The organism is Neoroseomonas eburnea (genome assembly GCF_018129005.1).
GTDB classification, from domain to species: Bacteria; Pseudomonadota; Alphaproteobacteria; order Acetobacterales; family Acetobacteraceae; genus Neoroseomonas; species Neoroseomonas eburnea.
Genome location: NZ_JAAEDL010000036.1, coordinates 13865 through 36815, shown reverse-complemented (window position 1 = coordinate 36815; position 22951 = coordinate 13865). Strand labels below are relative to the sequence as shown.

Sequence of the window (22951 nt, the reverse complement as noted above, 5' to 3'; positions counted from 1 at the left end):
ATTGCTTCGTCGGCCCCGTCCGCCACGCCAAATTCCCGATTCGGTTCCGAACAGTATAGTGCCGGCGGATCATCACACCAGCGAATCCGGTTGCGTGAGGAATGCTTGGCGGCCAAGTCAGCGCGGGAGTGTCAACGGGTGATCCCCTGCCGAACAGCTACTAAAGCAGCGAGGCAACGCTGGCGTGATGCCTCGCGCATCTGCCGCATGCCGATGGCATCACGCATCGCGGTCACGACCTCCTCGTCCGGACCGCCGCGCATCAGCATGCGCCGCGCGAGCACCCGCAACTCCTCCATCGGTATCTCGACTGGATCGCGGTACTGCCCAGGCGGCGGGTCACGGAATGTGGACCAGTCTTCTGGCTTTACGTTCGGCGGCCAGAGGAAGACCGCTTCGCCTTCCGTGGTTGTCCGGACACCGGCCGGCAATGCCGCATAGACCGCCTCTCGGATGCGCCGCCCTGTTCGCTGGAAACCATGCGCCCGCGCCACACGCTGTGCCAGGACCTCGTCGCGCATTGGTCCCTCTGCGGCGAGGAGCACCTGAACCAGTGAAGCGAGGCGCGTGCGGTAGTCGTCTTCGTAGAACTTCGCTGGATCAAGCTGAGACAACACCTCTTGCGGCACAGCGGGGATCGGCTCGGCATGCCCGCCATTATCCTGGCTTGGCTCATCGGCCGCAGACTCTGGCCGGCTCTTGGCCAGCCCCGCTTCCTCTTCGGTCCCTGTATCTTTCGCTGCGACTTCACCAGGCTCCTGGCTTGTCGCTGCAGCTTCCGACTGCACCCGCTCCGCCGCGGCGCGCGCGGCGTTCCGCTTCGCCTCAAGCAGTTCGACGAGAGCGAGGTGGACGCGGTGCGTCTCGCGCTCGGCGTTCGTCCACCAATCGGTCGACCAGATGCGCTGGACACGCCAGCCAAGACCTTCCAGCACGGCCTGACGGAGCCTATCGCGGTCACGCGCTGATGCGGATCGGTGATAGGTCGCGCCGTCGCATTCGATGCCGGCCAGGAAGGCGCCGGGCGCATCGGGGTCCACGATACCGAGGTCGACGCGGAAGCCAGACACGCCGATCTGTGGGTGCACAGTCCAACCGCGCGCGCGCAGCCGTTCGGCTACAGCTGCCTCGAACGGACTCTCGAAGTCGCCCAACGGACCGGTCGACGTGGTCGCGAAGGCCCTCGCGCCGTGCTCAGCAAAAGTCAGAAACTGCTTCAGGTGCGCCACGCCAGTCGCCGATGTCCGGGCGAGATCGATGTGCTCCGGGCGAAGGCTGCCGAAAACCAGCAGAGCCTCTCGCGCGCGAGTTACCGCAACATTGAGCCGGCGCTCGCCTCCCGATTGGTTCAGCGGGCCGAAATTCATCGCGACGCGGCCGGTCACGTCCGGACCGTAGGTCAGCGAGAAGATGATGACGTCGCGTTCCTCGCCCTGCACGCCCTCCAGGTTCTTCACGAGCACGGGCTCGTCCAGGTCATCCGAGAAGAACCGCTCCAGGGAGGGATCTTCGCGCCGCGCCTCGTCCAGCAGGTTCTCTATCAGCGACTGCTGCTCGGCGTTGAACGTCACGATGCCGATGGAGTGCTCAGGCCGTCCATCCCCCATCTGGCGAAGGCGCCAGACGACTTCGGCGACGACCGCCCGGGCCTCGGCCTGGTTGGTCCGCGCGCCAGCGCGCGCGTAGACGCCATCGGCCACGTGGCGGAACGACACTGCGGTGTCCTTCACCACGGGCGACGGGAAGGTCACGAGCCGGCCGCCGTAGTATTGATGGTTCGAGAAGGCGATTAGTCCTTCGTGGCGGCTGCGGTAGTGCCAGGTGAGTTCCACGCTGCGGATGCCGGCGCCAAGGCATTCGTCGAGGATGGATTCCAGATCCTCGGTTTCGAGCTCGATCTTCCCGTCCTCGCCGCTGCCATCGGGGGCGTCGGGAATGGCCCGCTCGAAGAAGCGCGTCGGCGGAAGTTGCTTGGGGTCGCCCACCACGATCACCTGCCTGCCGCGGCCGACAGCACCGATCGCATCCCAGGTCGGGATCTGGGAGGCTTCATCAAAGATGACCAAGTCGAACTGCGCCGCATCGGCCGGGAGATATTGCGCGACCGAGAGCGGGCTCATCATCAGGCAGGGTGTCAGGCGACGGATTGCCTGCGGCATGCGCGTGATCAGCTGCCGCACGGGCAGATGCCGCTGCCGCTTGGCAAGCTCCCGTGTCAGCACGGCGAATTCCGGGCTCGCCTGTCGCTCGGAACCACCCGGCATGGCCTCGGTGATGCGAACCCGGGCCACGCGGGCGGAGAGCTCGAGCATTCGCCGGTCGAGATCACGGAATCGCTCGATCCGCTTCTCGTGCGTCGCGGCGACGAACCCACGAAGCCGCGGCAGATCATCCGCGGCAACCGTGATCCACCAGCGCGCATAGTTGGCCTCGAACGCCCGGCGGGCATCGGCAGGGGCAAGCAGGCCGCCTTCCATCGCCGCAAGAAGGGGCGAGAGGCCGAGACCTTCCGCACGCTGGACCACGCCGCGCCATGCGCACCAGTCCCGCAGATGCGAGGCGCTCGCGGCCCAGCCGGCAAAATGAGACCCGAGCGCCCCAGCCCAATCCGCCTCCCCGTCGGCCACGACGAGTGCCGGATCGCCACCGCACAGCGGCGCCAGCGCAGCAAGTGCGGCCCTCACCTCGGCCATCACCTCGGTCAGGTGCCGGAGCGGTGCAGCCACGGCGCCAGCCTCACCGAGCAGATCAGCGCCCTCGGACAGCAACCTGCGGACATGGTCGCGGAGCACCAGAAGTGCGGCGGGATCTGCGGCACAGGCGGCCACGGCTGACCTGATGGCCAGCCCTTTGTCGAGGGAGGCCTCGATGCCCGCGAAATCCGATTGCAGGCCGCGCCACCGTCGCCCGAGCAGTGGCTCAAGAAACGCAGCATGAGGGGCGAGTTCAGTCACCTTCGCCTGCATGGCGATGAGCCGCTGGAGATCGCCGGAGGGGTCCTCAGGCACGCGAGTCGTTGCCGCTGCCAGCTTCCCGCGGATCGCCTTCTGGGCCGACCTGCGCTTCAGCCACCATCGGCCACTGGCTTCCCTCCACTCGACCAGCATGGCTGCCAGCGGAAGCGTAGCCACCGAGGCGTTCCATTCCGCATCAAGCTTGCGGGCCAGATCCGCATGGTCGCGGGCAATCGCCGCTGCTGCCTGCAGCGCGGCTCGCGCTTCCCGCGCGGCCTCACCTAACGCCCAGGCCGCATCGGGCGCTGCTGGGTCAAGGAGCAGCCTTGCCAAGCCGTCGATCCCATCAACGGCTTGGTGCGTTAGCGGGGTGTCGCTCGGGAGAGCCAGGGCGCGCAGCGCACCCGGCAGCGCAGCTTGAAGGCGGCCGAGCGCCGCGACTGCGCGACGCGCCGCCTCGACAAGATTGGCTTGCCAGGTTGGGGACCAGTCGCTCGCGCCTATCCCGGTGAGAGCCGCGCAGGTTCCCGTCTCGCCAAGCCTGGCCAACGTCGCGGCAGCATCTTCAATTGCTTCCACGAGGCGCTGGTAGTCGCCCGCATCATGCGTATCGGGCGACGGCCACGACAGCGCGACTTCGGGGACGCCGCCGGTCTCGGCGCGAAGCATCACGCCGATGGCCCGATAGGGCGTCCAGCCGTTGCGCCCCTTCCGATGCAGCTCGCGCACATAGCCGTTGAGCTCCGCGCGCAGGGCCGTCGCTTCCTGCCCCGCGGAGGCCCAGGCCGAGTGATCGAAGGCCTCGCGGGCCTGCTGGGCTCGATTCAGCTGCTCCAGCACAGCCATTTTGGAGGCCTTGGACGAGAACAGATCCAGGCAGAAATCATCGAGGCCCACCTGGCGCAGACGGCGCTGGACGACCTCCAGGGCCGCGCGCTTCTCAGCCACAAACAGCACGCTCCTGCCTTGGGCGAGCGCGTTTGCGATGATGTTTGTGATGGTTTGGCTCTTGCCCGTCCCGGGCGGGCCGATGAGAACATAGCTCTCACCCCGCGCAGCGGCGGCGACCGCGCGGAGTTGCGAGCTGTCCGCCTCCATCGGGCAGGCGAGCCCGAGGAGATCTGGCTCGTCGTCGAGAGCAGCGCCGGCATGGCCCGCCGCGTCGGTCCGGCCACTGCCCGTTACAGCGCCGTCGGGCCCCGTGTCGCCATCGGATGGGCCGTCCATGAGCCGGCGCGCAACCTCGCTCTCCCGTAGCGCATCAGCGCGATCGGCCAGATCCTTCCACATGAGATATTTGGTGAAGGACAGATTGGTTAGCGCGACCTCGTCCGTCACCTCCCATCCGGCGATGTCGCGCACCTTGCGCCGGAAAGCGTCAAGGATCGCACGGACGTCCAACCCCGAACCGTCCTCGGGGGCCACTTCGAGATCGGGCATTTGAACGCCGTATTCCTGCTTCAGCATTTCGAGCAGCGTGGCGTTGATGCGAGTCTCGTCGTCGTGGGCGCGGAGCTGGAAGCCCGACTTCACACTCGGGCGCTCAAGTACCACGGGCACGAGGATCAGGGGCGCGCGATAGGGCTTATCCTTCCCCTTCGGTTTCCACAGCAGGGCGCCGATCGTCAGGTAGAGCGTGTTCGAACCGCCCTCTTGCTGCGACGCCCTGGCGGTTCGGAACACCTCCGTCAGGCTGGCCTGGAGCTTCTCCTCTTCCAGCGCCACGAGCAGTTCGCGCTTGGCCAGCGCGTCGCGAGCGTAGGCCTGATTAGCTTCCTCGTTCAGACGATCCCGATGCAGCCGGGCACTCCGGGGATCGCCGCCTGCCATCAGATCCGGCCAGGGGCGGAACCTGATCGGCGGCGGCTTCGCGCTGCCCCGCATATCGGCGAGCATGTCCTCCAATCTGGCGGGGTCGTTGCAATCGATGGCAAGCGCCTGCCTGCCGCCCAGCCTGAGATTTAGCAGCCGGTTCCGACCAGAGAGATCGAGCAACCGCTTGCGCCAGCGCGCCAGCCGATCAGCGGCAGTGGCTGGTGGCGGGTCCGCCTCCGGTACGTCATCATCGCGTAGCGGTGGCGCGTCCTCGATAGGCGGCGGTCCGACTTCGATCGGGGCGGCATCGCCAGCGCTTCCGGTGATGCCGCGGGCATACCCGCCGGTCGGCGCGCCCAGCGGACGGATGCGCCGCTGGCGTGCCCTATGCACGTCAATGACCCCTTCGAACTCGCTGTCGTGCCCAGCCGCGACCTTCTCAGCCCCAGCGGCACAGGCTCGCTTGAAGCCGGGCGCGGGCGCCTGGGTGCAGAGTGTTGTCTCGAAGAGTAGGACATCATTCAGTGCAAGGCGCGTCCGAAGGCTTGGCGCATCATCTGCTACCGAGGCACCGAAATCATGCTTAGAGAGCCACACGCCGGCGAAAGCATGGCCTTTGGTCAGCACGATGAGCGGACGGAAGCCAGCGTGTTCCAGGCAGGCGGCGAACAGCACAGTCAGGTCAAGGCATGTGCCAAGCCGCTCCTCCATGATCTGCCGCGGCGGGCGGACACGCTGCCCTTCAGTCTCAAAGGAGGGCGGCGGGTTGACGTAGCGGATGTCGAGCGAGCAGACGGCGCTCCACACTGCGGCGGCCTGCTCCCAGAGGCGCTGCTTCGACGTCGCCTGGTAGCCTTCGAGACTGTCGGGCTTGCCCTGCGCACGGAGCAGGTCCGACGCCTTGCGCAAGATGATTGCGACAGCCGGGTCGTTGGGCTCGACGAAGGCAGCCAGCAGGTCGGGGATGCTTCCGTTCCCGCCCCATTCGTTATGCGCCAGGAAGCGCACATCCTGCGTCACCTCGGCAACGCACCGCTCGCCTGATCGGGCCGTGAAAGAGACGCTGCCGCGGACACTTTCGGTCAAGCTGCCGAGCCACGCGCCATCCAGCTTCAAGTCGAGATCGTCCACCACCCGCATCTGGCCGGACCCGACTTCCGCAAGCCGCCAACTGCGAGGCAAGATGGCAGGGGGGGTGCTGGTGACCTCCACGATAATGTCGCCGAGGCGGTCTTCCGTATCATTGAGAAGGGTCAGCTCTGAGAGGACCGGGACATGATTTGCCCAGAGCGCAACGTTGATGGCACCCTGGACCCGGGCCGAAAGTTGAATCCTGGAAGTGCTACCGAGGTCAGCTTCTGTGCTGCCCGGTGTCGCCGTCTCTTCTGCAGCTTGAGTACCTTGGTCCAACGTCGTCCAAGCTCCGGCCAACTGCACAGTCCTATTGCATTTCAGTCATCATCCTCGCTAGCCAGAAAATTGCAATTGCGTCTTGAACTCAGGCGCCCCTGGTCGACTGGTTGGGGGGTGCATCCAACACATGGTGGCCTCAGCGGCGGTGCTTTTCCCACGAGGGCCCCACCACCTCCGTCAAGGCGGCGATGCCGACTCGGCCAGATGATGCTCAGGTGAGAAGCCAGGGACGCGACCACCCTGCCTTTCCGATCCCGCACCCCTCGGTCGGATCGCTCTTGTGGGGAAGTGCTTTTTCAGCCCGCACCTCTCGAGTATCGTGCCCCTATGGCGCCGCCCCCGAGCAACATCGAGACTGTCGCGCGCGATATCTGCGCTCGGCTGTACGCGAAGCATTGGCCGGCTGGGCCGGAGGTACAGGCGGACATCGACCGTCATTGGCACATCGTGGCGGCTAAGCTGGAGGCCGGCCTCATCGGCGAGGATGGGAGCGAGTTGGGGCCGACAGACTTTGATCGGGAGCGAGCTGCTGTGCGCGAGTGGCGGGCCCGTCATCCTGACTACACGGTGCCACCGCCTCGCGTGGCTTTGGCTCAACCCGCTAAGTCGGCAACCGCCGCTTCGTCACCTGCACCGCCAGCGGTGCGGCAGCCAGGTCCACCGTCGAGGCGCTGACGTTCCGCGCGGTCACGCGCACGCTGTTATTCGACCAGACGTGGCAGTCGAGCACGAAGGCGATGCTGCTGGTGTCGAGCGAGGCGTCCGCGAAGTCGCCGCGCCGTGCGCCGGGCACCGTGACGTCGACGTTGGCCGTCGCGCCGGGCCCGAGGCTCGGCAGGTCCCAGGTGGTCTCCAGCGCGAGCGTCCGCGTTCCTGCCGGCAGCGACGGGCAGCCGTAGAGGATGGCCGGGGCATCCTCCGGCAGGCCGTAGAGCCGCAGCGCCTCGAGCTCGATCTGCCCGTCGAAGCCGATGATCCCGATCTGCGCGAAGGCGACGCCCGCCCCGAGCCGCACCGTCTGCCGGCGGTTTAGCGAGCTGTCCTGCATCACCGCGCCCGCCTGCCAGCTCTTCGAGGCGGTGTCCCACTGCAAGGTGGTGCCGGAGGCCAGAACGTCCTGCGGCTGGTTCTCCCGCACGGTGCCGGCACCGTCGAAGCAGCGCACGCAGAGCCGTCCGCCATCGGCGCCGCCGACCAGCCAATGCGCCAGGGCGAACTCCTTCGCGTGCGTGGTCTGGACCACGAAAGCGACGCCGCGGTTGGCGTTCAGCAGCAGCCCCCGCCCGGTCGCCGCGATGCCGTCCAGCCCGTTCCAGGACAGCGCCGCCATGGTGGTCTCGGTCGTGGTGGAGGTGGCGATGATGCACGCCCCCTCCACACCGATCTCGGTGTTGCTGTGCCTGAAGGCGGCGGCGCGCAGGTTCGGGAGGTTCGCCAGCAGCCGGGTCAGCCGCGACGCCGGCGCTCGGTGCCGGTTGTAGACGGCGTTGCCGGCGCGGGTCGCCGTCGCGGTGTAGTCGATGCCGATCGCGTAGGTCTGCGCCCAGGCCACCTCGTACTCACAGTCGGTCGCCGCCCCGGTATGCCGCGCCGCGATCGGCGAGCAGGCCTCCATGCGCATGCCCCGCGAGATGATCGCGGTGCCGCTGGTCTCGTTCAGGAAGGGGATGGCGACGTTCGGGTCGAGCTGGCGCAGCTCGAAGTTCGGCCCGTCGAAGATGTGCCGGTTGTGGTTGTTGTAGGCCCCCGCCTGCCGAGAGAAGCGCACCCCGAAGCGGTCGAGCGTCGGGTTGATGCCGGTCGCGCAGGCGAAGTGGCCGCCATAGTAGCGGATCGAGGTGTTCCAGGCCGTGGCGGTGGCGCAGTGCGCGTCGAGCCCGTAGCGGTTGTTCAGGATCCGGCCGAGGATCAGCGTCGTGTCCTCGAAGCCGCGGCCGTCCCCCAGCGTGCGCAGCCCGATCGTGAAGCCCGAGACCAGGCGCAGGTCGAGCAGCGAGGAGTCGAGGTTGCGCGCGAGGATGCCGATGTCGGCCTCGCTCGCCCAGTCCGACTGGATCTGCCGCGTGACCTGGAGGTTGAGGTAGAGCTTCTCGCCGTTGCGGGTGGTGCCGCCATCGCCCAGCGTCAGCACGGTGGCCGCCGCGTTGGCCGCGCCGGTGTACTGGATCACCCCCTGCATGATCAGCCCGCGGACGCCGCCGCCGAGCGTGACGCCGGCGTCGACGTTCCAGGTGCCGGGCGGGATGACGGCGAACTTGCCGTCCGCGGCGGCGCGATCGAAGGCGGCCTGGATGGCGGCGCGGTCGTTGGCGGCGCCGTCGCCGAGGCCGCCGAAGTCGCGCGGCAGCACCGCCTCGCGGTCGCGGAGGTACTTCGCCAGGTCGGTCTTGGAGATGTTCTGGCCGAGGACCATCAGGTCGTCGATGCGGGCGGCCATGGCTGCCTCCGATCAGAGGGCGGTGGCGGTGACGGGCCCGGCGAGGGCCGAGACGTTGCCCTCCGCGGAGACGACGCGGAGCCAGTACCAGCGGGCCTGGCCCGCGGTGAGGCCGGTGCGGTCCCAGGGCAGCGCGGTGGGCTCGGTCGCGAGCTTCACGGCGGCGGCGAGGCTGTTCGAGGTCGCCTCGAAGACCTGCAGCCGCACCACGTCAGACGGAAAGCCGCCGGAGAGCCGCATGCCGCCGGTGATGCCGAGCGCGGCGGGCGCGGTGACGGCGCCGGGGATGCGCGGGAAGACCTGCGAGCGCCAGGCGTTGGCGATGCCGCGCGCCTTGCCGCCCAAGGTTCCGGTGACCTGGCCGCGGAGCTCAGTCTTCAGGGCATCCGTCTCGGCGCGCACGGCGCGGGAGGCAGCGCGCTCACCGGCGCGCACTTCCTCGGCCAGGGACTTCCGGATGTCGCCCACGACGGCGGTGAGCCGCACGGCCTACCGCCGGCAGAGTACGCGCCAGGCGACCCCGGCGGCGTCCCGCTCCGCGCTGTCCACCGTCAGCAGGTCCGGACCGATGGCGAAGATGTCGCCCACCTCGATTGCCGGCAGGGCCGCGATGGCGACGGTCAGCACATCGGTCGCGCGGAGCAGCGGCGTGTCGAAAGCGTCCACTACCCGATCAGGGCTGGAGCGGAGGACGCGGAGCAACACGGGCGCACCGGTGCCGGCGGCGCGGTAGGTCGCCTCGACCCCGAGGTTCGGATCGGCCGCGAGCACCGCCAGCGCGTCGTCGAACACGCCCATGGCGGATCAGCCGAGCCCGAGCCAGGAGGCGAGCTTCGCGCCGACCGCCGCGCCGACGATGCCGCCAGCCGCCGCAGCACCCGTCGCCGGGATCGCCGGCGACGCACCCGGCACCCCGCCGGCCGCCAGCGACAGCCGCGCCGTGAGGCCGGCCATCGCCTTGACCAACTCGGTCACGGTGCGGGTGAGCTCGCGCATGTCCTTGTCGCCCTCCGCCAGGCGCCGCTCGATCTCGGTCAGGCGGGTGACGATGGTGCCGAGTTCGCGGTCGTGGTCCGTCATCGGGTCACCTCCCGCTGCCGCTGCAGCCGCTGGTGGATGGTCCAGGCCGCGACGCCGATCACCGCGGCGGCAACGCCCCAGGGGCCGAGCGCCCGCAGCACCGCGGCCAGGCCATCGGAATGCGGCGCCAGCGTCGTGACCGCATCGACCACCGCCGCCGCTGTGACGCCGGCAACCACCGAGCCCGCGGCGGCGCGGACCGTGCCACTGTGGGCGAGGCCGGGCTGGACCAGGCCGGCCATGCGCAGGCCCTCCGCGATCGTCTCCGGCGCGTAGGGCATGCCGCCGAGCTCATGGCGGATGATCGCCTCGACCAGCCCGCGCATCGTCGCAGCGTCGTGCAGGTCGATGAGCTCATCCACCCCGACCGCGAGGCGCTTGGCCACGACGTCCTGGTAGGCGCGGGTGTTGTTCTCGGTGCTGGGCGCCCAGCGCGCCACGATCCCGCGCACGGTGCGCAGCCCGTGCCGGTCCTGGTAGCTCTGCAGCAGCAGGGCCAGCGCGCGGATGCCGTGCTGATGCGAGCGGAACCGACAGAACCGCCCGTCCGAGGGCGGCGTCTCGAGGCCGAGCCACTTGTTCGTGGCGACGTGCTCGATGTTGCCGGGGTTGCGGTTGCGGTAGCCCCGGCTGGCCTTGGGATCCATGGTCACGCCCCCGAGGCCGGTACGCGGGCCAGCATGACGCGCACCGTGGCGTCGGCCGCGAGGGCGGCGGCGGTGACAACGCCGACCTGGAAGTTGCCCGTCGCGGTGGTGGTCAGGCGCCGGTTGGTGTTGTCCCAGAAAACGCGCGTGCCAGCGGCCATGGCCTGGGTCGGATCCTTGGTGAGCTCGAACTCGCCGCGGGTCTCGCACTCGACGGTGGCGTTCTGCGCGGCGTCGGCCGCGGCCACGCCGAAGAAGGCGCCGACCAGCATGCCCTGGCCGGAGAGGATGCCGCCGGCATAGGGCACGACCATGGGGACGGAGCGGGCGTCGGGACGGATGCAGTTGCGCATGGGGATGGGATCTCCAGAAACGCAGAAGCCGCCCGGGTGGGCGGCCTCTGCGTAGGTTCACGAGGGGTGGTCGGACGCTCAGGTGCCGGGGTTGAACCAGGCGCCGCGCCAGTCGATGGCGCCCACGCCGAAGTCGAAGATCACGCTGACCTCGATGCCGTCGGCGCCCTGGACCGGGCCGGTGGTGACCTGCGGCCCCTCCGCCCCGTTCAGGTAGCCGTATACGTAGACCGGCGCGCTCAGCGGGTCGGAGAAGAGGTACCAGCGGTTCGCCCCGATCAGCGGCTCGACAAGCGGCTGCACGAAGCCCGCGAAGACGTTCGCGTTGCCGATCTGGTTGGCGGCGACGCTGATGGTGAGCTGCCGGGCCGCGAGCTCCTGGCTCGGGCCGACCAGCAGCCGCATGGTGCTGCCGATCGAGATGGGCAGGCCATCTAGGGTCTTCTGGCGCATGATGGCGGCGCGGCCGGTGGCGAGGTTCGGCAGGTCGAGAGCAGAGCCCGCGCCGGCCTTGGCCGCCCACCGCCGTCAGCGTCGGGGCGACATTGCTCAGCACGTTCACGCCGAGCCCCTGGCCGGCGACCGACTGGCCGCGCCCGGCGGTGATCTCGGTCGTCAACTCGGCGTAGTCGGCGATGGTGACGAACTGCACCTTCACATCGGTGCTCGAGGCCGGCGCCAGGTTCCGGCTGACCGAGGCCCAGCCGGTGTTCAGGTAGGCGCCGGAGAAGGTCGAGCCGACCAGGTCGAAGCTGTTCGCGTCGATGACCGTGATGGTGAAGGTGCCGTTCGCACCGGGCACGCCGGAGACGTCGGCGACCGTCACCACATCGTTCGTCGCGAAGCCATGCGCGGCGCGGGTGATGCGCACCAGGCCGGAGCCGTTGTTGGCGACCGCGGAGATGCCGTTGATGAACTGCCGGTTCCGCACGCGGATCCGGAAGCGGTAGAGCGCATTCGGCTCCGGGATCTGCTGGTGCCGGACATAGGAGTTCGAGCGCGCCGCCGTTGTGTCGAGCTGCCTTCCGTGGAACCAGCATTCGTCGTTGGTCGGCTCGATCTCCAGCACCGACCAGCCGGTGGGGACGGTGGTCGGGATCGGCGAGCCCGAGGAACTCGCCAATCGCGGCGCGCCCTCGCTCTGCACCTCGTAATTCGCGAGCGTCGGACTGGTGCCGTCGAGCCGCCAGGCGGCGGCGCTGCGGCCGTCCGGCTGGGCGGACGTCGGATCGACCGAGACCAGCTCGAGCCAGACCGACTGGCCGGCGATACGCTGGCTGAGGTTCACCGCGACCATGACGCGCAGCGGGATGGTGAAGGCGGTGCGGCTGGTCAGCACGATCTCGTCGTCGAGGGTCGTGCCGGTGGAGATGGTGACGGTGCCGTCGGCGACCGCGAGCGCCATGCCGCTGCCGCTGGCCGCGACATCCCAGCGGGCCGGGTTGATTTCCGTCCCGTTGAAGCTGTCGCGGAACTTCTTCTGCATGCTCTTGATCTTGAGCATGTCGTCCGTCCAGTCGTAGGCGCCTGCGATCATCGGGGTTCTCCTCCGGGAGGCGCGGCGGCGCCGGTGGCGGCGATCTCGACGGCGGCCATCTGCGCGGCGTCCTGGGCAGCGCCAGACTTCGCGACGCGCCGCGGGTCGGTGTCGAGCGAGATGCCGGCCTCGTCGAGCAGCGCATTGGCCTCGCGGATCATCTCCACGGCGGCGCGGAAGTCGTAGCCGAAGGCGCCGGCTGCCTCCGGCTGCGGCACAAAGCCGGCGCGCACCTGGGCGATGAGGGCGGTGGTGTCCTTGAGCGGGTCGATCATCTCGTGCGCGGGTGGGACGTGGCTGACGCCGTCCGGCATCTCGGCACCCCACAGCCCGAGCAGCGCGCCCTGGGCGTGGAAGCGGTCGGCGATGGGCCGCACCAGCATCGGGATCAGCATGCCGTACTGCACCTGCTCGCAGAGGCGGCGGAACTCGATCTTGCCGGCGCGGAGCGACGAGTAGTTCGCCTGGGTGAGGTCGCCGGAGACCTGGTCGTAGGTGAGGCCGGCGCCGACCGCGGCCGCCTCCAGCGCGCGGCGGGCGAAGGCCGCGTGCGATCCGCCGCCGGACGGGTTCACCACCTCCACGCTGCCCATGCCCCGGCGATACAGGATCATCCCCGGCTCGAAGCTCTCCACCGCGCGGCCCTGGGCATCGCGGAGCAGCCCCGCGGCAGCGCCGGTGATGGCCTCGTCGCCCTCCTCGGAGACGACCGCGGCGAGGCAGGCCTCGATCTTGGCTTTCATCAGCAGCGCCGCCTCGTAGTCGCCGAGGTCACGCAGCCGAAGGAGGATGGGCGCGAGCCAGGAGACGTCGCGGAGCTGTCCGGGCCGGCGCTTGCGGTAGACGTGCAGCACCTCCGAGGCCGGGATGCGCTCGCTGCTTTGCCAAGTCGCGCCCGGGAGGATCCACGCCGCGCCGGGGTGCACCCGGTGCAGCCAGTAGCCGATCGGCTCGCCGGCCTCGCCGAGGGCGATGCCCTGGATGGTGGCGGCGCCGTCCACCATCCCGTTCCGGGCGGTGTCTAGGTGATCGCTCTCCAGCACCTGCAGCCGCAGGCCGATCGGGTTGGCAAACGAGGGCGCGGCCATGAGGAAGCGGACGAAGCACTCGCCGCTCTCGACGACGGCGCGCATGACCAGGGCCTGGAGGCCATAGAGGTCGAGCCGACCCTCGGCATCGCACGCGGTGCTCTCCGCCCAGCGGCGCCAGGCTTCGGCATGGCGCTGGTCCGGCCAGCGGGTCGTGATGCCGGCGCCCACCGCATTGCCGGTCCAGAGATCGACGATACGGCTGGCGTAGGGATCGTTGCGCACCGCGTCGCGGGCCCGGCGTGCGACCGTCGCCGCGGCGGTGCCGACCTCAGCCGTCGCACTGCCGCCGGACGGCGCCCAGGCGGAGGCGCGGTGATCCTGTGCCGCGGCATAGCCGCGCAGGGCGTTCCACGCGTCTCGTAGCCGGCCCATCACGTGCTTCCCCCGCGAGAGAAGCTGGCCAGCGTCACGGACGGGCGGCGCGCCGCCGTCATCTCTGCGCCGCGCAGCACCGCCAGCGCCCGGCCGAGCTCATCCAGGCTGCGGTACTCCACGGTCCGCCCGTCAAAGGTCACGCGCGTGGTGCCGCCGGTGTAGGCGGCGGCGAGCGCGGCCGCGCGGCTGCCGGCCGGTTGCGCCAGTGCCCAGGCGAGGACGGTCGGGTCCATGCGCGTCCTCCTCCTTCAGCGCAGCCAGCCGCTGCGCGGCGCAAGCCAGCCGCGCGGGCGATGGGTGTCTGGTGCCGCCTGCGCGGGCGACGCCGGGGCGACATTCCCGCCAGTGGGAAGTTCGGCCGCTGGCAGCGACAGCGCATCCGCCATGCGCGCCCAGCGCCCGTCGCCCCAGCCGTCCATGCCCAGCGCCGCTGCGGCTGCACGCGCATAGACCCGGCAGTCCAGCGCCTCGTTGCGCTCGCGGGTCTTGACCCATTCGAGCCGCCGGAAGCCGTTGCGCCCGGCGCGGGCGACCAACTGCTCGGCGGTGAGCTGGCGGCAGAACTCCTCGCCGGCAGCATGCATCGGCAGGTGCACGTAGCCGGGCGGGAAGGGCTCGCCGCTCTCCTCCGTCGGCCGGTCGAGCTTGAGCCAGCCATAGGTCTCGGCCTTGAGGAAGGAGGAGCCTACCGGCCAGACCTTGAGCCCGCCGAGCTTGCGCCCCTGCCGCCGCACCTCGGTCGCCGCCGGCTGGCCGACCGCGGCGCGCAGCCCGTCCTGGCCCTTGACCGCGATGGCGCGGCCCGCGCCGGCCCGCCGCACGAAGGCGTAGACCTCCGCCGTGGTCATGCCGTCGCCGCTGTCGATCGCCGCCATGGCGATGGGCAGGCGGTGGCCGGAGGCATGTCGCCAAGTCTCGCCGAGCAACAGGCGAAGATCCTCCCACACCGCTGCCTCGAACGGGTTGCCGGCCAGGACGCGGTGCTCGATGAGCCAGGACTGCCGGTCCTGCCCCCAGGCCCAGATCGAGGCCTCGAGCCGGTCGCGCTGCACGTCGACGCCCGCGGTCAGCAGCAGCCCGCCCATCGGCACGGTGCCGGCCGGCCAGTGCTCGCGGCGGTCGTAGAGCCGCTGCCAGTCCGGCGCCTCGCCCGCCTCCTGCCAGGTCTCCCCGAGCACGGTGTTGCGGAAGGTCTTGATCGCGCGGTCGTCGCCCTGGGCGGCGAGCCAGAGCCGCGCGATCTCCGACCAGGGCATCCAGCCCGGCGGGGAATACAGCGCCGAGATGTGGAAGCCGATCGCGTGCGGGTCGGCGGGCTCGGCGGTGGCCCGCCACTCGCCGGCCGCCAGCATCGCCGCCTTGTGCTGCTCGCCGATCGCCGCGTCGCAGCCCTCGCAGAGGTACCGCGCCGTCTCCGGCTGTCCCTCGTCCCAGACCAGCCGCTCGAAGCGGAGATGCTGGCGATGGCCGCAATGCGGGCAGGGCACGAAATAGCGCCGCTGGTCGGTCGCCAGGTATTCGCGCTCGATCCGCGACAAGCCGGCGATCGTGGGCGTCGAGACCAGCAGCATCTTGCGCCGCCAGCCGAAGGTCCGCGCCCGCGCCTCGGCCAGCGCGATCGGGTCGCCCTCGCCCTCGACGTCGCCGGGGTAGGCGTCAATCTCGTCGAGGAACAGGAACCGCGCCGACATCGAGCGCAGGCCCACGGCACTGTTCGCGCCGGTCATCACCAGCTGGCCGCCCGGGAACTCCTTGCTGAGCTGGCGATTGCCGCTGTCGCGGGAGCGGGCCGGCGCGACCCGTTCCCGGATCGCCGGCGTTTCCTCCACCAGCGGGTCGATGCGCTGGTCGGAGAAGCGCTTGGCCAGTTCGGTGGTCGGCTGCACCGCGAGCATCGGCCCCGGTGCGTGGTGGATCACGTAGCCGATCCAGTTGTTGCCGCACTCGGTGCCGCCGACCTGCGCGCCCTTCATGAACACGACACGCCGAGCGGGATGCGCCGGCGACAGCGCGTCCATGATGTCGCGCAGATAGGGCGTGCGCGCCGTGCGCCAGGGTCCCGGCTCGGCGGAGCCGCGGCTGCCGAGCAGGCGATGCCGGTCGGCCCATTCCGACACGAGCAGCGCCGGCTCCGGCGCCATGCCGTCGCGCCACGCCTGCAGTATTTCGGCGTCGCCCTCGAAGCGGCCGAGTTCGTCCAGCAGATGCTCCCCGACCATCAGCCGACGCTCACTCGGACATCGTGCCGCTCGGCCAGGTGCTGGCGCAGGCGCGTGTCCATCATGGTCTGCAGCCGATGCACATCGACGCCGAGGTCGGCCGCCATCTCGGCAGCGACGCGGGCGGGCCAGGCTAGGATGGCGTCGCGCTCCTCCTTGGCGAGCCGGTGCACGAGCAGGAGCGCGCGAGCCTTGTCGACCAGCTTGCCCTTTCGTTCGTCGAGCCGTAGCCGACGCTCCTGCGCCTTCAGGACCTCGTTCGCCGTTCGCGCATCGTGGAAGGTGTTCTGGGCGGCGCGCGGCAGGGGATCGGCGGCCGGCGGAATCGCGGCGACAGGCGGCGGCGATGCGGGCCGGGGTGCTGCCACTGCTGGCTGCACCAGAGTCGCGGTCTTCCGGACAGGATCGCTGCTGTCCGCCAGCCGCGCGCGAACCTTCTCGACATCCCAGGCGCCGTCGGCCTCGGGCGCGATGCGGCCGGCGCGCTGCGCCTTCTGCAGCGCCGTGTGGGAGATGCCAAGGCGGCGCGCCACCTCGCGCTGCGAGGCCACGCGGCCCGGCTGCGCGGTGGCGATCATGATGTGATCGAGACCCCTCGAAGAAAGCAATCGCCGTCGTGCCGATGGCGCTTGGCTCAGCCCCCGCCGCAGCGCGAATGGTCCGTCACGCGCGGAGCACCGCGCGCCAGACGGAGACGAAGATGACCGACCGCGAAGCCCGCGCCGCCCGCAATCAGCAGAAGAGCCTCGAAGCCTTCCTGCAGCAGAAGGCCCGCTTCGACGCGATGGTCGCGGAGCTTCAGCAGATGAGCGCGGACCACTTCGGGGCGGATCCCGAGGAGGTCCTCTGGGGCAAGGCCGCGACGCTCGAACACTGGAACAGCCGACTGGCGAGCGTGACCGATTGCTACTTCAAGCGCGGCGAATTCGCCGAGTAGCCCGCCACGCCTGCCGCCACGCGGCGCCGCCACCGCCCCGACAGGCAAGGCCTGCGGGGCTCGGGGTGGTAGCACCCGGCTGGTCGGGTGCCGAACCGGAGACCCCGACGATGAAGCTTTCCGATACCCAGCGCGTAATCCTGAGCGCCGCCGCGCAGCACGAGATGGGACTCGCCCGCGCGCCGAAGACCCTGCCGGCCGCCGCCCGCAACGCGGTGTTCCGCAGCCTGATCAAGAACAACCTGCTCACGGAGATCAACGCCCCGCGGGAGCATGTCGGGCTCGGCTGGCGACAGGATGAGGACGGGACCTGGATCGTGGCGCGCATCACGGACGAGGGGCTGCGCGCCATCGGCATCGACCCGAACGCGGGCGACGCGCGCGAGGAGGACGAGCAGAGCCCCGAGGCCATCGCCCGCCGCAACGCCGAGCGCCGCGCCGCCGCGGAGGCTGCCGCGCCGGTGGCCGATCCGGCGCCCACGGGCGGGGAGGAGCCGGCGGAGGGGGATGCCCCCGCGGAGGAGTCCGAACCCGCCCAGGGCGCGCCCGCGCCCGCCCTGCGCGCGAGCCTGCGCGACGCCGCCGCGGCGGTGCTGGCCGCCTGGGACGACGAGGCCAACCGCGAGACCGACATGATCACCGCCCTCGACGGACCGATGCAGGCGCTGCGCGCTGCCCTCGCGGGCAAGCCGCCCCGCGCCGCGCGCGAGCACGGCGCGCCGCGGAAGCCGCGCGAGGGCACCAAGCAGGAGCAGGTGCTGGCCCTGCTTCGCCGCGAGGAGGGCGCGACCATCGCGCAGATCTGCGAGGCCACCGGCTGGCAGCAGCACACGGTCCGCGGGTTCTTCGCGGGCCTCAAGAAGCGCCAGGGCATCGAGGTCCAGGTGCTGGAGCGGGTCCGCCAGGTCGGGCCGAACAAGGAGGGCGCCCGCGGATCCTACACGATCTACCACCTGCCGGCCTGATCGCCCGAAGGCATCACGCCGCCGCCTGCGTGCTGCGGGCGGCGGCGATGTCGTCGAAGACCGTCTCCTCCCCGGCCAGCACGGCAGCGCGCCCGGTGAAGGCTTGCCAGCGTCGCACGGCGACGTCGATGTAGCGCGCGTCGATGTCCATCGCGTAGCAGAGGCGGCCCGTGGTCTCCGCCGCGATGATAGTGCTCCCACTGCCGCAGAAGGGCTCGTAGACCGCATCGCCGGGCGCGCTGTTGTTGAGCATCGGCCGGCGCATGCACTCCACCGGCTTCTGCGTGCCGTGCACCGTCGCCGCGTCCTCGTCGCCGCCGGTGCTGATCGGCCAAAGCGTCGCCTGGTCGCGCGCGCCCTGCCAGTGACCGGTCGCTCCCTTGCGCACCGCGTAGAGGCAGGGCTCGTGCTGCCAGTGGTAGTCGCCTCGCCCGAGCACGAAGCGCGACTTCGCCCAGACGATCTGGCTCCGCACGATGAAGCCGGCGGCCTCGAGGCTCTCGATCACCGTGCGCGCGTGTACGCCCGCGTGCCAGACATAGGCGACGTCGCCTGAGAACAGCGCCCAGGCATCGCGCCAGTCGGCGCGGTCGTCGTTCGCCACCTTGCCGGTGCGCATCGTGGCCGAGACGCCCGCCTCATTCCGCCACTCGGGATCGTAGTTCACGCCGTAGGGCGGGTCCGTGATCATCAGGTGCGGCCGCGCGCCGTCCAGCAGCCGGGCCACATCGCTGGCGCTGGTGGCGTCGCCGCACAGCAGGCGATGCGCCCCGAGCAGCCACAGATCTCCGGGCCGGGTGACGGGCGCCTCTGGTGGCTCCGGCGTCGGCGCGTCAGGATCCCCGCCCGGCGCGGGCGGGTCCGTCGTCGCGTCGCCGAGCAGGCGATCGAGCGTCGCGCCGTCGAAGCCGATCACCCCGAGGTCGAACTCGTCGGTGCGCAGCGCGCGCAGCTCGGCGGCGAGCAGTCCCTCGTCCCAGGTGGAGTTGAGCGCCAGCTGGTTGTCCGCCAGACGGAACGCCCGCGCCTGCGCCTCGGACAGGTGCCCGAGCCGGATGGCGGGCACCTCCTCGAGGCCGAGCGCCTTCGCGGCGAGCACGCGGCCATGGCCGGCGATCAGCACGCCGGCGTCGTCCACCAGCACGGGCACGTTGAAGCCGAACTCGCCGATCGAGGCAGCGAGCTGCGCCACCTGCTCGGTCGGGTGCAGCCGGGCGTTCGCGGCGTAGGGTGCGAGCGCCGCCACAGGCATCATCTCGACGCGGAGATCAGGCAGCATCGGCCGTTACCTCAGCGCGGGCCGCGGCGACGGAATCGTAGTCCTGGCCGTCCTCGGCCAGTGTCACCGGAAGGTCTGGATGCAGCATCCGCCACCGCGCGATCGCCAGGTCGACATAGGCCGGCGCAAGCTCGATGGCGCGGACGCGCCGGCCGGTGCGCTGGCCGGCGAGGATGGTCGTGCCGGAGCCGCCGAACGGCTCGAACACGACGTCGCACTCGTCCGTGTAGGCGCGCAGCAGGAACTCTGGCAGCGCGACTGGGAACACCGCCGGGTGCTCGGTCTCGATGCCACGACCCTTGTGGCGGGTGATGCGCAGCACGCTGTCGGGGATGCGCATCTCCTGCACCGGCAGGCCGATATGCGTGTAGGCCTTCACCTCGCCGTCGGCGGCCCGCAGCCCGCTGCCCTTGTTCGGCGTGCCGGCCCATTTGCAGGGCACGATCTTGTTGGGCGGCCGCGCCTCGCGGTTGAAGTGGAACACCAGCTCGAAGGCCGGTGCGAGGCGCCCGTTCCAGTCGCCGGGCAGGCCAGGCCCTTGGTCCCAGGCGTACAGGCCGAAGCGCCGCCAGCCCTGCGCTCGCATCCAGTCGAGCCAGCCCTGCCAATACGGCTGCCATTCCCCCTCGCGGTGGATCAGCCGGAGATTCACCAGCACCTGCGCGTCGCGGCGCAGCGCGCCGTCGAGATGCTGGAACACGCCCTGCATCAGCGCATCCCAATCCGAGACGCCGCCGGTGGTGTAGTCCCGCTGATTCCCGTAAGGCGGGCTGGTGAACAGCAGCGCCGCACGATCCACGGCCATGACGCGAGCCACGGTGGAGCGGTTCGTGCTGTCGCCGCAGGCGAGCCGGTGCTCGCCCAGCAGCCAGATGTCGCCGACGCGCGCGACGGCTTGGCGGGGCGGCTCAGGCTCCGCATCCGCGGGGTCTTCCGCCGGCTCCGCGCCATCCGCGTCCGGCTGGTTGCCAGGAGCCGGCTCGGCACCGCTGGCAACCGCCGGCGCCGGGAGGTTGCCGGCCTCGGTTTCCAGCCCTGCCAGCAGCCGCTCGATCTCGGCGCCGTCGAAACCGGTCAGCGCGAGGTCGATGCCGCCCATTTCCTGCAGCTTCGCGACCTCGGCCGCGAGCAGCGCTTCGTCCCAGCCGGCGTTCAGCGCGATGCGGTTGTCGGCCAAGCGATACGCGGCCTTCTGCGCCTCGCTCAGGCCGGCGCGGACGATGGTCGGCACGGTGTCGAGGCCGAGGGACTTCGCGGCCAGCAGCCGGCCGTGACCCGCGATGAGCTCGCCGCGTTCGTCCACCAGGACCGGCGCGACGAAGCCGAACTCGAGGATGGAGGCCGCGATCTGCGCCACCTGCTCGGCGGAATGCGTGCGCGCATTGCCGGCATAGGGCAGCAGGGATGCGACCGCGCGCGCCTCGACGGCGCTCGCAGACCATGGGGCCTGGGGCATCTGCACCTGCGTGATGTTGGAATGGTCGCCGGCGCGGCTGGCAACTGCGCGGCGCTGGCAACCTGGAAAACTGGCCTGGCGCTAGGAACCTTGCGCGCTTCCGCCCCCCGCATACGGCGGGGCCAGGAAGGAACCATCGGCTCGAGAGCCACTGTCTCGATGGAGCGACGCTGTGGCTGGTGAGCCGCGGCGCGGGCGGAATTCAACGAATGCCGAGAGATTACTCGATGTGAGTTTCAGGCATCAATGCGACATTCCTTCGCCGCTCTACCTTCTCCTTCGCGCACTCGCCGAACGTTTAGTTAAGCGAAGAGGTCGTCCTGCCCCTTCGATGGGCGCCGCTGCTTCGCGCGATGTTCTGCCCGTGTCTTCGCGAAGTTCTCTGCCACGAGGAGTGCGTGAGCATCCGCGAATGTCTGCAGCATCGCCCGCGCGTCATCTTCGCTCGGCATCGGCAAGTCGCCGATCGCGTATGGCTTGACCACGCGACCGCCGCCCTCGATGGGCTTACCCAGGTCGAGGATCGTAAGCCCTACATCTTCGAAGTCGCTGTCTCGCGCTTTCAGGAGGAATAGCCGCTGAAGCATTCCAAGCTGTGTCAGCGACGGCGCGGCGCCACGGCGCGTCTGGAGCCAGAACAGGCTCGCCGTTCCACCTTCAACTGCCAACAAGTCTGCAGCGATCCTGACCCCGAAGCCGGCCAGGAAGTCGAACAGCCAGTTCGGAGCGTCGTGCGCGCGGATGTCGCGCTCGACGTGATGATGCCAGACGGCTTCGACGATCTCGGCGTTGGCATCCCGCCCCAGAGGCCGGCTTGCCCCTCGGACATTGCGGATGAGAACTTCCAACGGCAACTCCCGCGTCAGCGCAAACCTGGCGGCTGCGCGGGCCGGGTCATTCGAGAACGCGGCAGGGCCGCCCAGCAACCAGCGCCGGTAGGACTTCGCCATGTTCTCAGCTGTGTTGGCCGGGAACCGAACGAGGTCGTGAGCGGGGGGAACGGGGAATCGCTTCATGCACCAAGGCCTAGCATGGAGTCGCGTTCCACGCGCAAGCCCTCTTTGGCCCGCGCTCAGCACAGGCTGTGCGACTGGCTTGCATGCTTGCAGTCAGGCCGAATTTATGAAGCTGGTTGAGACGCCCCGATTCGTTCGAAGTGCCTGCGAATCGCCTCGTGCGAGATTCGCATCCCAAGCGTTACCCGGCCACCAGGCGAGTTCCAGACGAGGTCCCACGGTCCGCCAGGTGCATGGGTCATCTCGGAGAGCTCGAACGCATGGAGATGCCCATACGCGCCAAGAACATTAGAGAGGAATTGTCGAACATCCTCGGCGATCTCTGGCCTTACGATTTCTCGCGTCTGCTTGACAGGATCGAAGCGCTCAGCCCGCTGGGTCACGGGCCTGGATCCCGAGTCGCGCAGACTCTCCCACACTGAACGCAGGACGGGCCCATCTTTCCACGCCTCGAATTCTTGCTTGACTAATGGCTCGCCATACTTCGCGAGATACCAACCGTGGGCGTAGTAGATGATTTTATGGACTGCCATGTGCGTGAGCGAAGCGCCGTTCTCAGCAGCCAGATCGAGAAGGGCGTTTGCGACTGCACGTGCGTCGTATGTCAATTCTGCCCTCCCTCGTTGATCGCTGGCGTCCTTGTGCGGGGGTAGGGCGCGGACTGGCGAGTGCTGTCAAGCCCATAGTGTGCTGCAAGCACGCCGAGTGCTGCAACCAGCATCCCCTGCGCCTGCGTCGCAGGTACCGTTCGGCCACCCCAGCCCTGACGCATTGCCCACTCGCGTACCGAGCACTCGAGGCCGACCACGTGCCAGACGCAACTACCCGCCGCGCCGCACGGCCCACCCAGCACGTCCAGTGCTGCGGCGACCTGACGACGGGCCAGAACCTGCCGCTCGGTCATGGTCTCGCCCGTCGCGGCAGGCAGGCGGACCAGGGCCGCACCACGCAGCGCATCCAGCGCAGCCGAGCGGAATTGCCGCCGGAAGACCGCGCCGGCGTCATGCATCTCCTGGGTGATGGTGCCGTTCGCGAGCATCTGACCCAGTGTGTCGACCGCGCGCCGATGCACGACGGGTACGCCGGTCTCCGGATCTGCCTCACGGATCGGCTCACTGAACCCACCATGCTGGAGGCGCCACTGGCTCGGCATGGCGAGGCTCTCCTGCTGGACGCGGATCTTCTTCTTGCGCTTAGCGGCCATGGGTCGTGCCTCCATTCCGCGGCCCCCAGCGCCGCATCGCTTCGTTGGTAAGTGCCTGGCGAAGCCAGGGATCGGTGATGTCATCGAGGCGGAGCGCCACGACGCCCTGCTCGCGCCACACGCGGCGGCGCATGGCCTCGAGGTCGGCTGCGTTCGCCGAGCTCGGCTCGCGC

At 69.8% G+C, this 22951-nt stretch carries 20 protein-coding genes and 1 pseudogene; 4 read left to right on the top strand and 17 right to left on the bottom strand.

The features are described 5' to 3' along the window. Nucleotides 1–131: 131 nt before the first annotated feature. From GXW74_RS24365 to GXW74_RS24325, 8 genes and pseudogenes are all read right to left on the bottom strand, one after another. Nucleotides 132–5900 carry a DUF3320 domain-containing protein gene (locus tag GXW74_RS24365; RefSeq protein WP_211849191.1) on the bottom strand — a complete coding sequence of 1923 codons (5769 nt, stop codon included), beginning with the start codon at nucleotides 5898–5900 and terminating at the stop codon, nucleotides 132–134. Nucleotides 5901–6783: 883 nt separating this feature from the next. Beyond that, nucleotides 6784–8619, bottom strand: a complete 1836-nt coding sequence (locus tag GXW74_RS24360; protein WP_211849190.1) for a hypothetical protein — start codon at nucleotides 8617–8619, stop codon at nucleotides 6784–6786. A gap of 12 nt (nucleotides 8620–8631) precedes the next feature. Beyond that, entirely contained in the window at nucleotides 8632–9105 is a 474-nt protein-coding gene (locus tag GXW74_RS28205) for a DUF6441 family protein (protein WP_338148321.1), read from the bottom strand. 3 nt (nucleotides 9106–9108) lie between these two features. Next, a complete protein-coding gene (locus GXW74_RS24345) occupies nucleotides 9109–9417 on the bottom strand; it encodes a head-tail joining protein (protein ID WP_211849189.1) in 309 nt (102 codons plus the stop codon). Nucleotides 9418–9423: 6 nt separating this feature from the next. Then, nucleotides 9424–9699, bottom strand: coding sequence for a hypothetical protein (locus GXW74_RS24340; protein WP_007005774.1), 276 nt, complete (start codon nucleotides 9697–9699; stop codon nucleotides 9424–9426). After that, entirely contained in the window at nucleotides 9696–10346 is a 651-nt protein-coding gene (locus GXW74_RS24335; protein ID WP_246524033.1) for a structural protein, read from the bottom strand. Before GXW74_RS24335 ends, GXW74_RS24340 begins: the two co-directional genes overlap by 4 nt. 2 nt (nucleotides 10347–10348) lie before the next feature. Next, a complete protein-coding gene (locus tag GXW74_RS24330) occupies nucleotides 10349–10699 on the bottom strand; it encodes a DUF2190 family protein (RefSeq protein ID WP_211849199.1) in 351 nt (116 codons plus the stop codon). Nucleotides 10700–10777: 78 nt separating this feature from the next. Beyond that, nucleotides 10778–11191 (bottom strand): annotated as a pseudogene (locus GXW74_RS24325) (phage major capsid protein); the annotation flags it as partial. A gap of 272 nt (nucleotides 11192–11463) precedes the next feature. On the opposite strand from GXW74_RS24325, the gene GXW74_RS28700 reads away from it, so the two are divergent. Continuing rightward, nucleotides 11464–11649, top strand: a complete 186-nt coding sequence (locus GXW74_RS28700) for a hypothetical protein (protein WP_338148320.1) — start codon at nucleotides 11464–11466, stop codon at nucleotides 11647–11649. Nucleotides 11650–11871: 222 nt separating this feature from the next. Beyond that, complete coding sequence (locus tag GXW74_RS28195; protein ID WP_246524044.1) at nucleotides 11872–12222, top strand: hypothetical protein; 351 nt, start codon at nucleotides 11872–11874, stop codon at nucleotides 12220–12222. 10 nt (nucleotides 12223–12232) lie between these two features. Here the strand turns inward: GXW74_RS28195 and GXW74_RS24315 are convergent, their stop codons facing one another. From GXW74_RS24315 to GXW74_RS28190, 4 genes are read right to left on the bottom strand one after another with little or no spacing between them, the layout of a single operon-like run. Further along, entirely contained in the window at nucleotides 12233–13699 is a 1467-nt protein-coding gene (locus tag GXW74_RS24315) for a phage portal protein (protein ID WP_211849188.1), read from the bottom strand. Next, nucleotides 13699–13935: a phage head-tail joining protein gene (locus GXW74_RS24310; RefSeq protein ID WP_211849187.1), complete on the bottom strand. Its 237-nt coding sequence runs from the start codon at nucleotides 13933–13935 to the stop codon at nucleotides 13699–13701. The genes GXW74_RS24315 and GXW74_RS24310 overlap by 1 nt, the downstream gene beginning before the upstream one ends. A 15-nt stretch (nucleotides 13936–13950) precedes the next feature. Then, a complete protein-coding gene (locus GXW74_RS24305; RefSeq protein WP_211849186.1) occupies nucleotides 13951–15921 on the bottom strand; it encodes a phage terminase large subunit family protein in 1971 nt (656 codons plus the stop codon). Next, nucleotides 15921–16499, bottom strand: a complete 579-nt coding sequence (locus GXW74_RS28190) for an elements of external origin (protein WP_246524025.1) — start codon at nucleotides 16497–16499, stop codon at nucleotides 15921–15923. Before GXW74_RS28190 ends, GXW74_RS24305 begins: the two co-directional genes overlap by 1 nt. A gap of 122 nt (nucleotides 16500–16621) precedes the next feature. On the opposite strand from GXW74_RS28190, the gene GXW74_RS24295 reads away from it, so the two are divergent. Then, nucleotides 16622–16858 carry a hypothetical protein gene (locus GXW74_RS24295; RefSeq protein WP_211849185.1) on the top strand — a complete coding sequence of 79 codons (237 nt, stop codon included), beginning with the start codon at nucleotides 16622–16624 and terminating at the stop codon, nucleotides 16856–16858. Between the two features lie 110 nt (nucleotides 16859–16968). Next, nucleotides 16969–17823, top strand: coding sequence for a DUF3489 domain-containing protein (locus GXW74_RS28185; RefSeq protein ID WP_246524024.1), 855 nt, complete (start codon nucleotides 16969–16971; stop codon nucleotides 17821–17823). A gap of 13 nt (nucleotides 17824–17836) precedes the next feature. On the opposite strand, the gene GXW74_RS24285 is transcribed toward GXW74_RS28185, so the two are convergent. The 5 genes from GXW74_RS24285 to GXW74_RS24265 form a co-directional block, all read right to left on the bottom strand. Then, on the bottom strand, nucleotides 17837–19102 hold the full coding sequence (locus tag GXW74_RS24285) for a site-specific DNA-methyltransferase (protein WP_211849184.1): 1266 nt from the start codon (nucleotides 19100–19102) through the stop codon (nucleotides 17837–17839). Further along, nucleotides 19092–20558 (bottom strand): site-specific DNA-methyltransferase, encoded by a 1467-nt coding sequence (locus tag GXW74_RS24280; protein WP_211849183.1) that lies wholly within the window; start codon nucleotides 20556–20558, stop codon nucleotides 19092–19094. Before GXW74_RS24280 ends, GXW74_RS24285 begins: the two co-directional genes overlap by 11 nt. A 302-nt stretch (nucleotides 20559–20860) precedes the next feature. Next, complete coding sequence (locus tag GXW74_RS24275) at nucleotides 20861–21508, bottom strand: hypothetical protein (RefSeq protein ID WP_211849182.1); 648 nt, start codon at nucleotides 21506–21508, stop codon at nucleotides 20861–20863. A 170-nt stretch (nucleotides 21509–21678) separates the two neighbouring features. Further along, nucleotides 21679–22107, bottom strand: a complete 429-nt coding sequence (locus tag GXW74_RS28785; protein WP_408903891.1) for a Panacea domain-containing protein — start codon at nucleotides 22105–22107, stop codon at nucleotides 21679–21681. Between the two features lie 71 nt (nucleotides 22108–22178). Next, nucleotides 22179–22778: a hypothetical protein gene (locus GXW74_RS24265; RefSeq protein ID WP_211849180.1), complete on the bottom strand. Its 600-nt coding sequence runs from the start codon at nucleotides 22776–22778 to the stop codon at nucleotides 22179–22181. Between the last annotated feature and the right edge of the window lie 173 nt (nucleotides 22779–22951).

Excerpts from the sequence above, each read along its gene's own strand:
- GXW74_RS24360 (WP_211849190.1), bottom strand. The coding sequence starts at position 8,619 with ATGGCCGCCCGCATCGACGACCTGATGGTCCTCGGCCAGAACATCTCC.
- GXW74_RS24275 (WP_211849182.1), bottom strand. The coding sequence starts at position 21,508 with ATGGCGAAGTCCTACCGGCGCTGGTTGCTGGGCGGCCCTGCCGCGTTC.
- GXW74_RS24335 (WP_246524033.1), bottom strand. The coding sequence starts at position 10,346 with ATGGATCCCAAGGCCAGCCGGGGCTACCGCAACCGCAACCCCGGCAAC.
- GXW74_RS28700 (WP_338148320.1), top strand. The coding sequence starts at position 11,464 with ATGACCGTGATGGTGAAGGTGCCGTTCGCACCGGGCACGCCGGAGACG.
- GXW74_RS24285 (WP_211849184.1), bottom strand. The coding sequence starts at position 19,102 with ATGCTGCCTGATCTCCGCGTCGAGATGATGCCTGTGGCGGCGCTCGCA.
- GXW74_RS24330 (WP_211849199.1), bottom strand. The coding sequence starts at position 10,699 with ATGCGCAACTGCATCCGTCCCGACGCCCGCTCCGTCCCCATGGTCGTG.
- GXW74_RS24305 (WP_211849186.1), bottom strand. The coding sequence starts at position 15,921 with ATGGTCGGGGAGCATCTGCTGGACGAACTCGGCCGCTTCGAGGGCGAC.
- GXW74_RS24310 (WP_211849187.1), bottom strand. The coding sequence starts at position 13,935 with ATGGACCCGACCGTCCTCGCCTGGGCACTGGCGCAACCGGCCGGCAGC.
- GXW74_RS24265 (WP_211849180.1), bottom strand. The coding sequence starts at position 22,778 with ATGGCCGCTAAGCGCAAGAAGAAGATCCGCGTCCAGCAGGAGAGCCTC.
- GXW74_RS24340 (WP_007005774.1), bottom strand. The coding sequence starts at position 9,699 with ATGACGGACCACGACCGCGAACTCGGCACCATCGTCACCCGCCTGACC.
- GXW74_RS24295 (WP_211849185.1), top strand. The coding sequence starts at position 16,622 with ATGACCGACCGCGAAGCCCGCGCCGCCCGCAATCAGCAGAAGAGCCTC.
- GXW74_RS28185 (WP_246524024.1), top strand. The coding sequence starts at position 16,969 with ATGAAGCTTTCCGATACCCAGCGCGTAATCCTGAGCGCCGCCGCGCAG.
- GXW74_RS28190 (WP_246524025.1), bottom strand. The coding sequence starts at position 16,499 with ATGATCGCCACCGCGCAGCCGGGCCGCGTGGCCTCGCAGCGCGAGGTG.
- GXW74_RS24315 (WP_211849188.1), bottom strand. The coding sequence starts at position 13,699 with ATGGGCCGGCTACGAGACGCGTGGAACGCCCTGCGCGGCTATGCCGCG.
- GXW74_RS28785 (WP_408903891.1), bottom strand. The coding sequence starts at position 22,107 with ATGGCAGTCCATAAAATCATCTACTACGCCCACGGTTGGTATCTCGCG.
- GXW74_RS24280 (WP_211849183.1), bottom strand. The coding sequence starts at position 20,558 with ATGCCCCAGGCCCCATGGTCTGCGAGCGCCGTCGAGGCGCGCGCGGTC.
- GXW74_RS24345 (WP_211849189.1), bottom strand. The coding sequence starts at position 9,417 with ATGGGCGTGTTCGACGACGCGCTGGCGGTGCTCGCGGCCGATCCGAAC.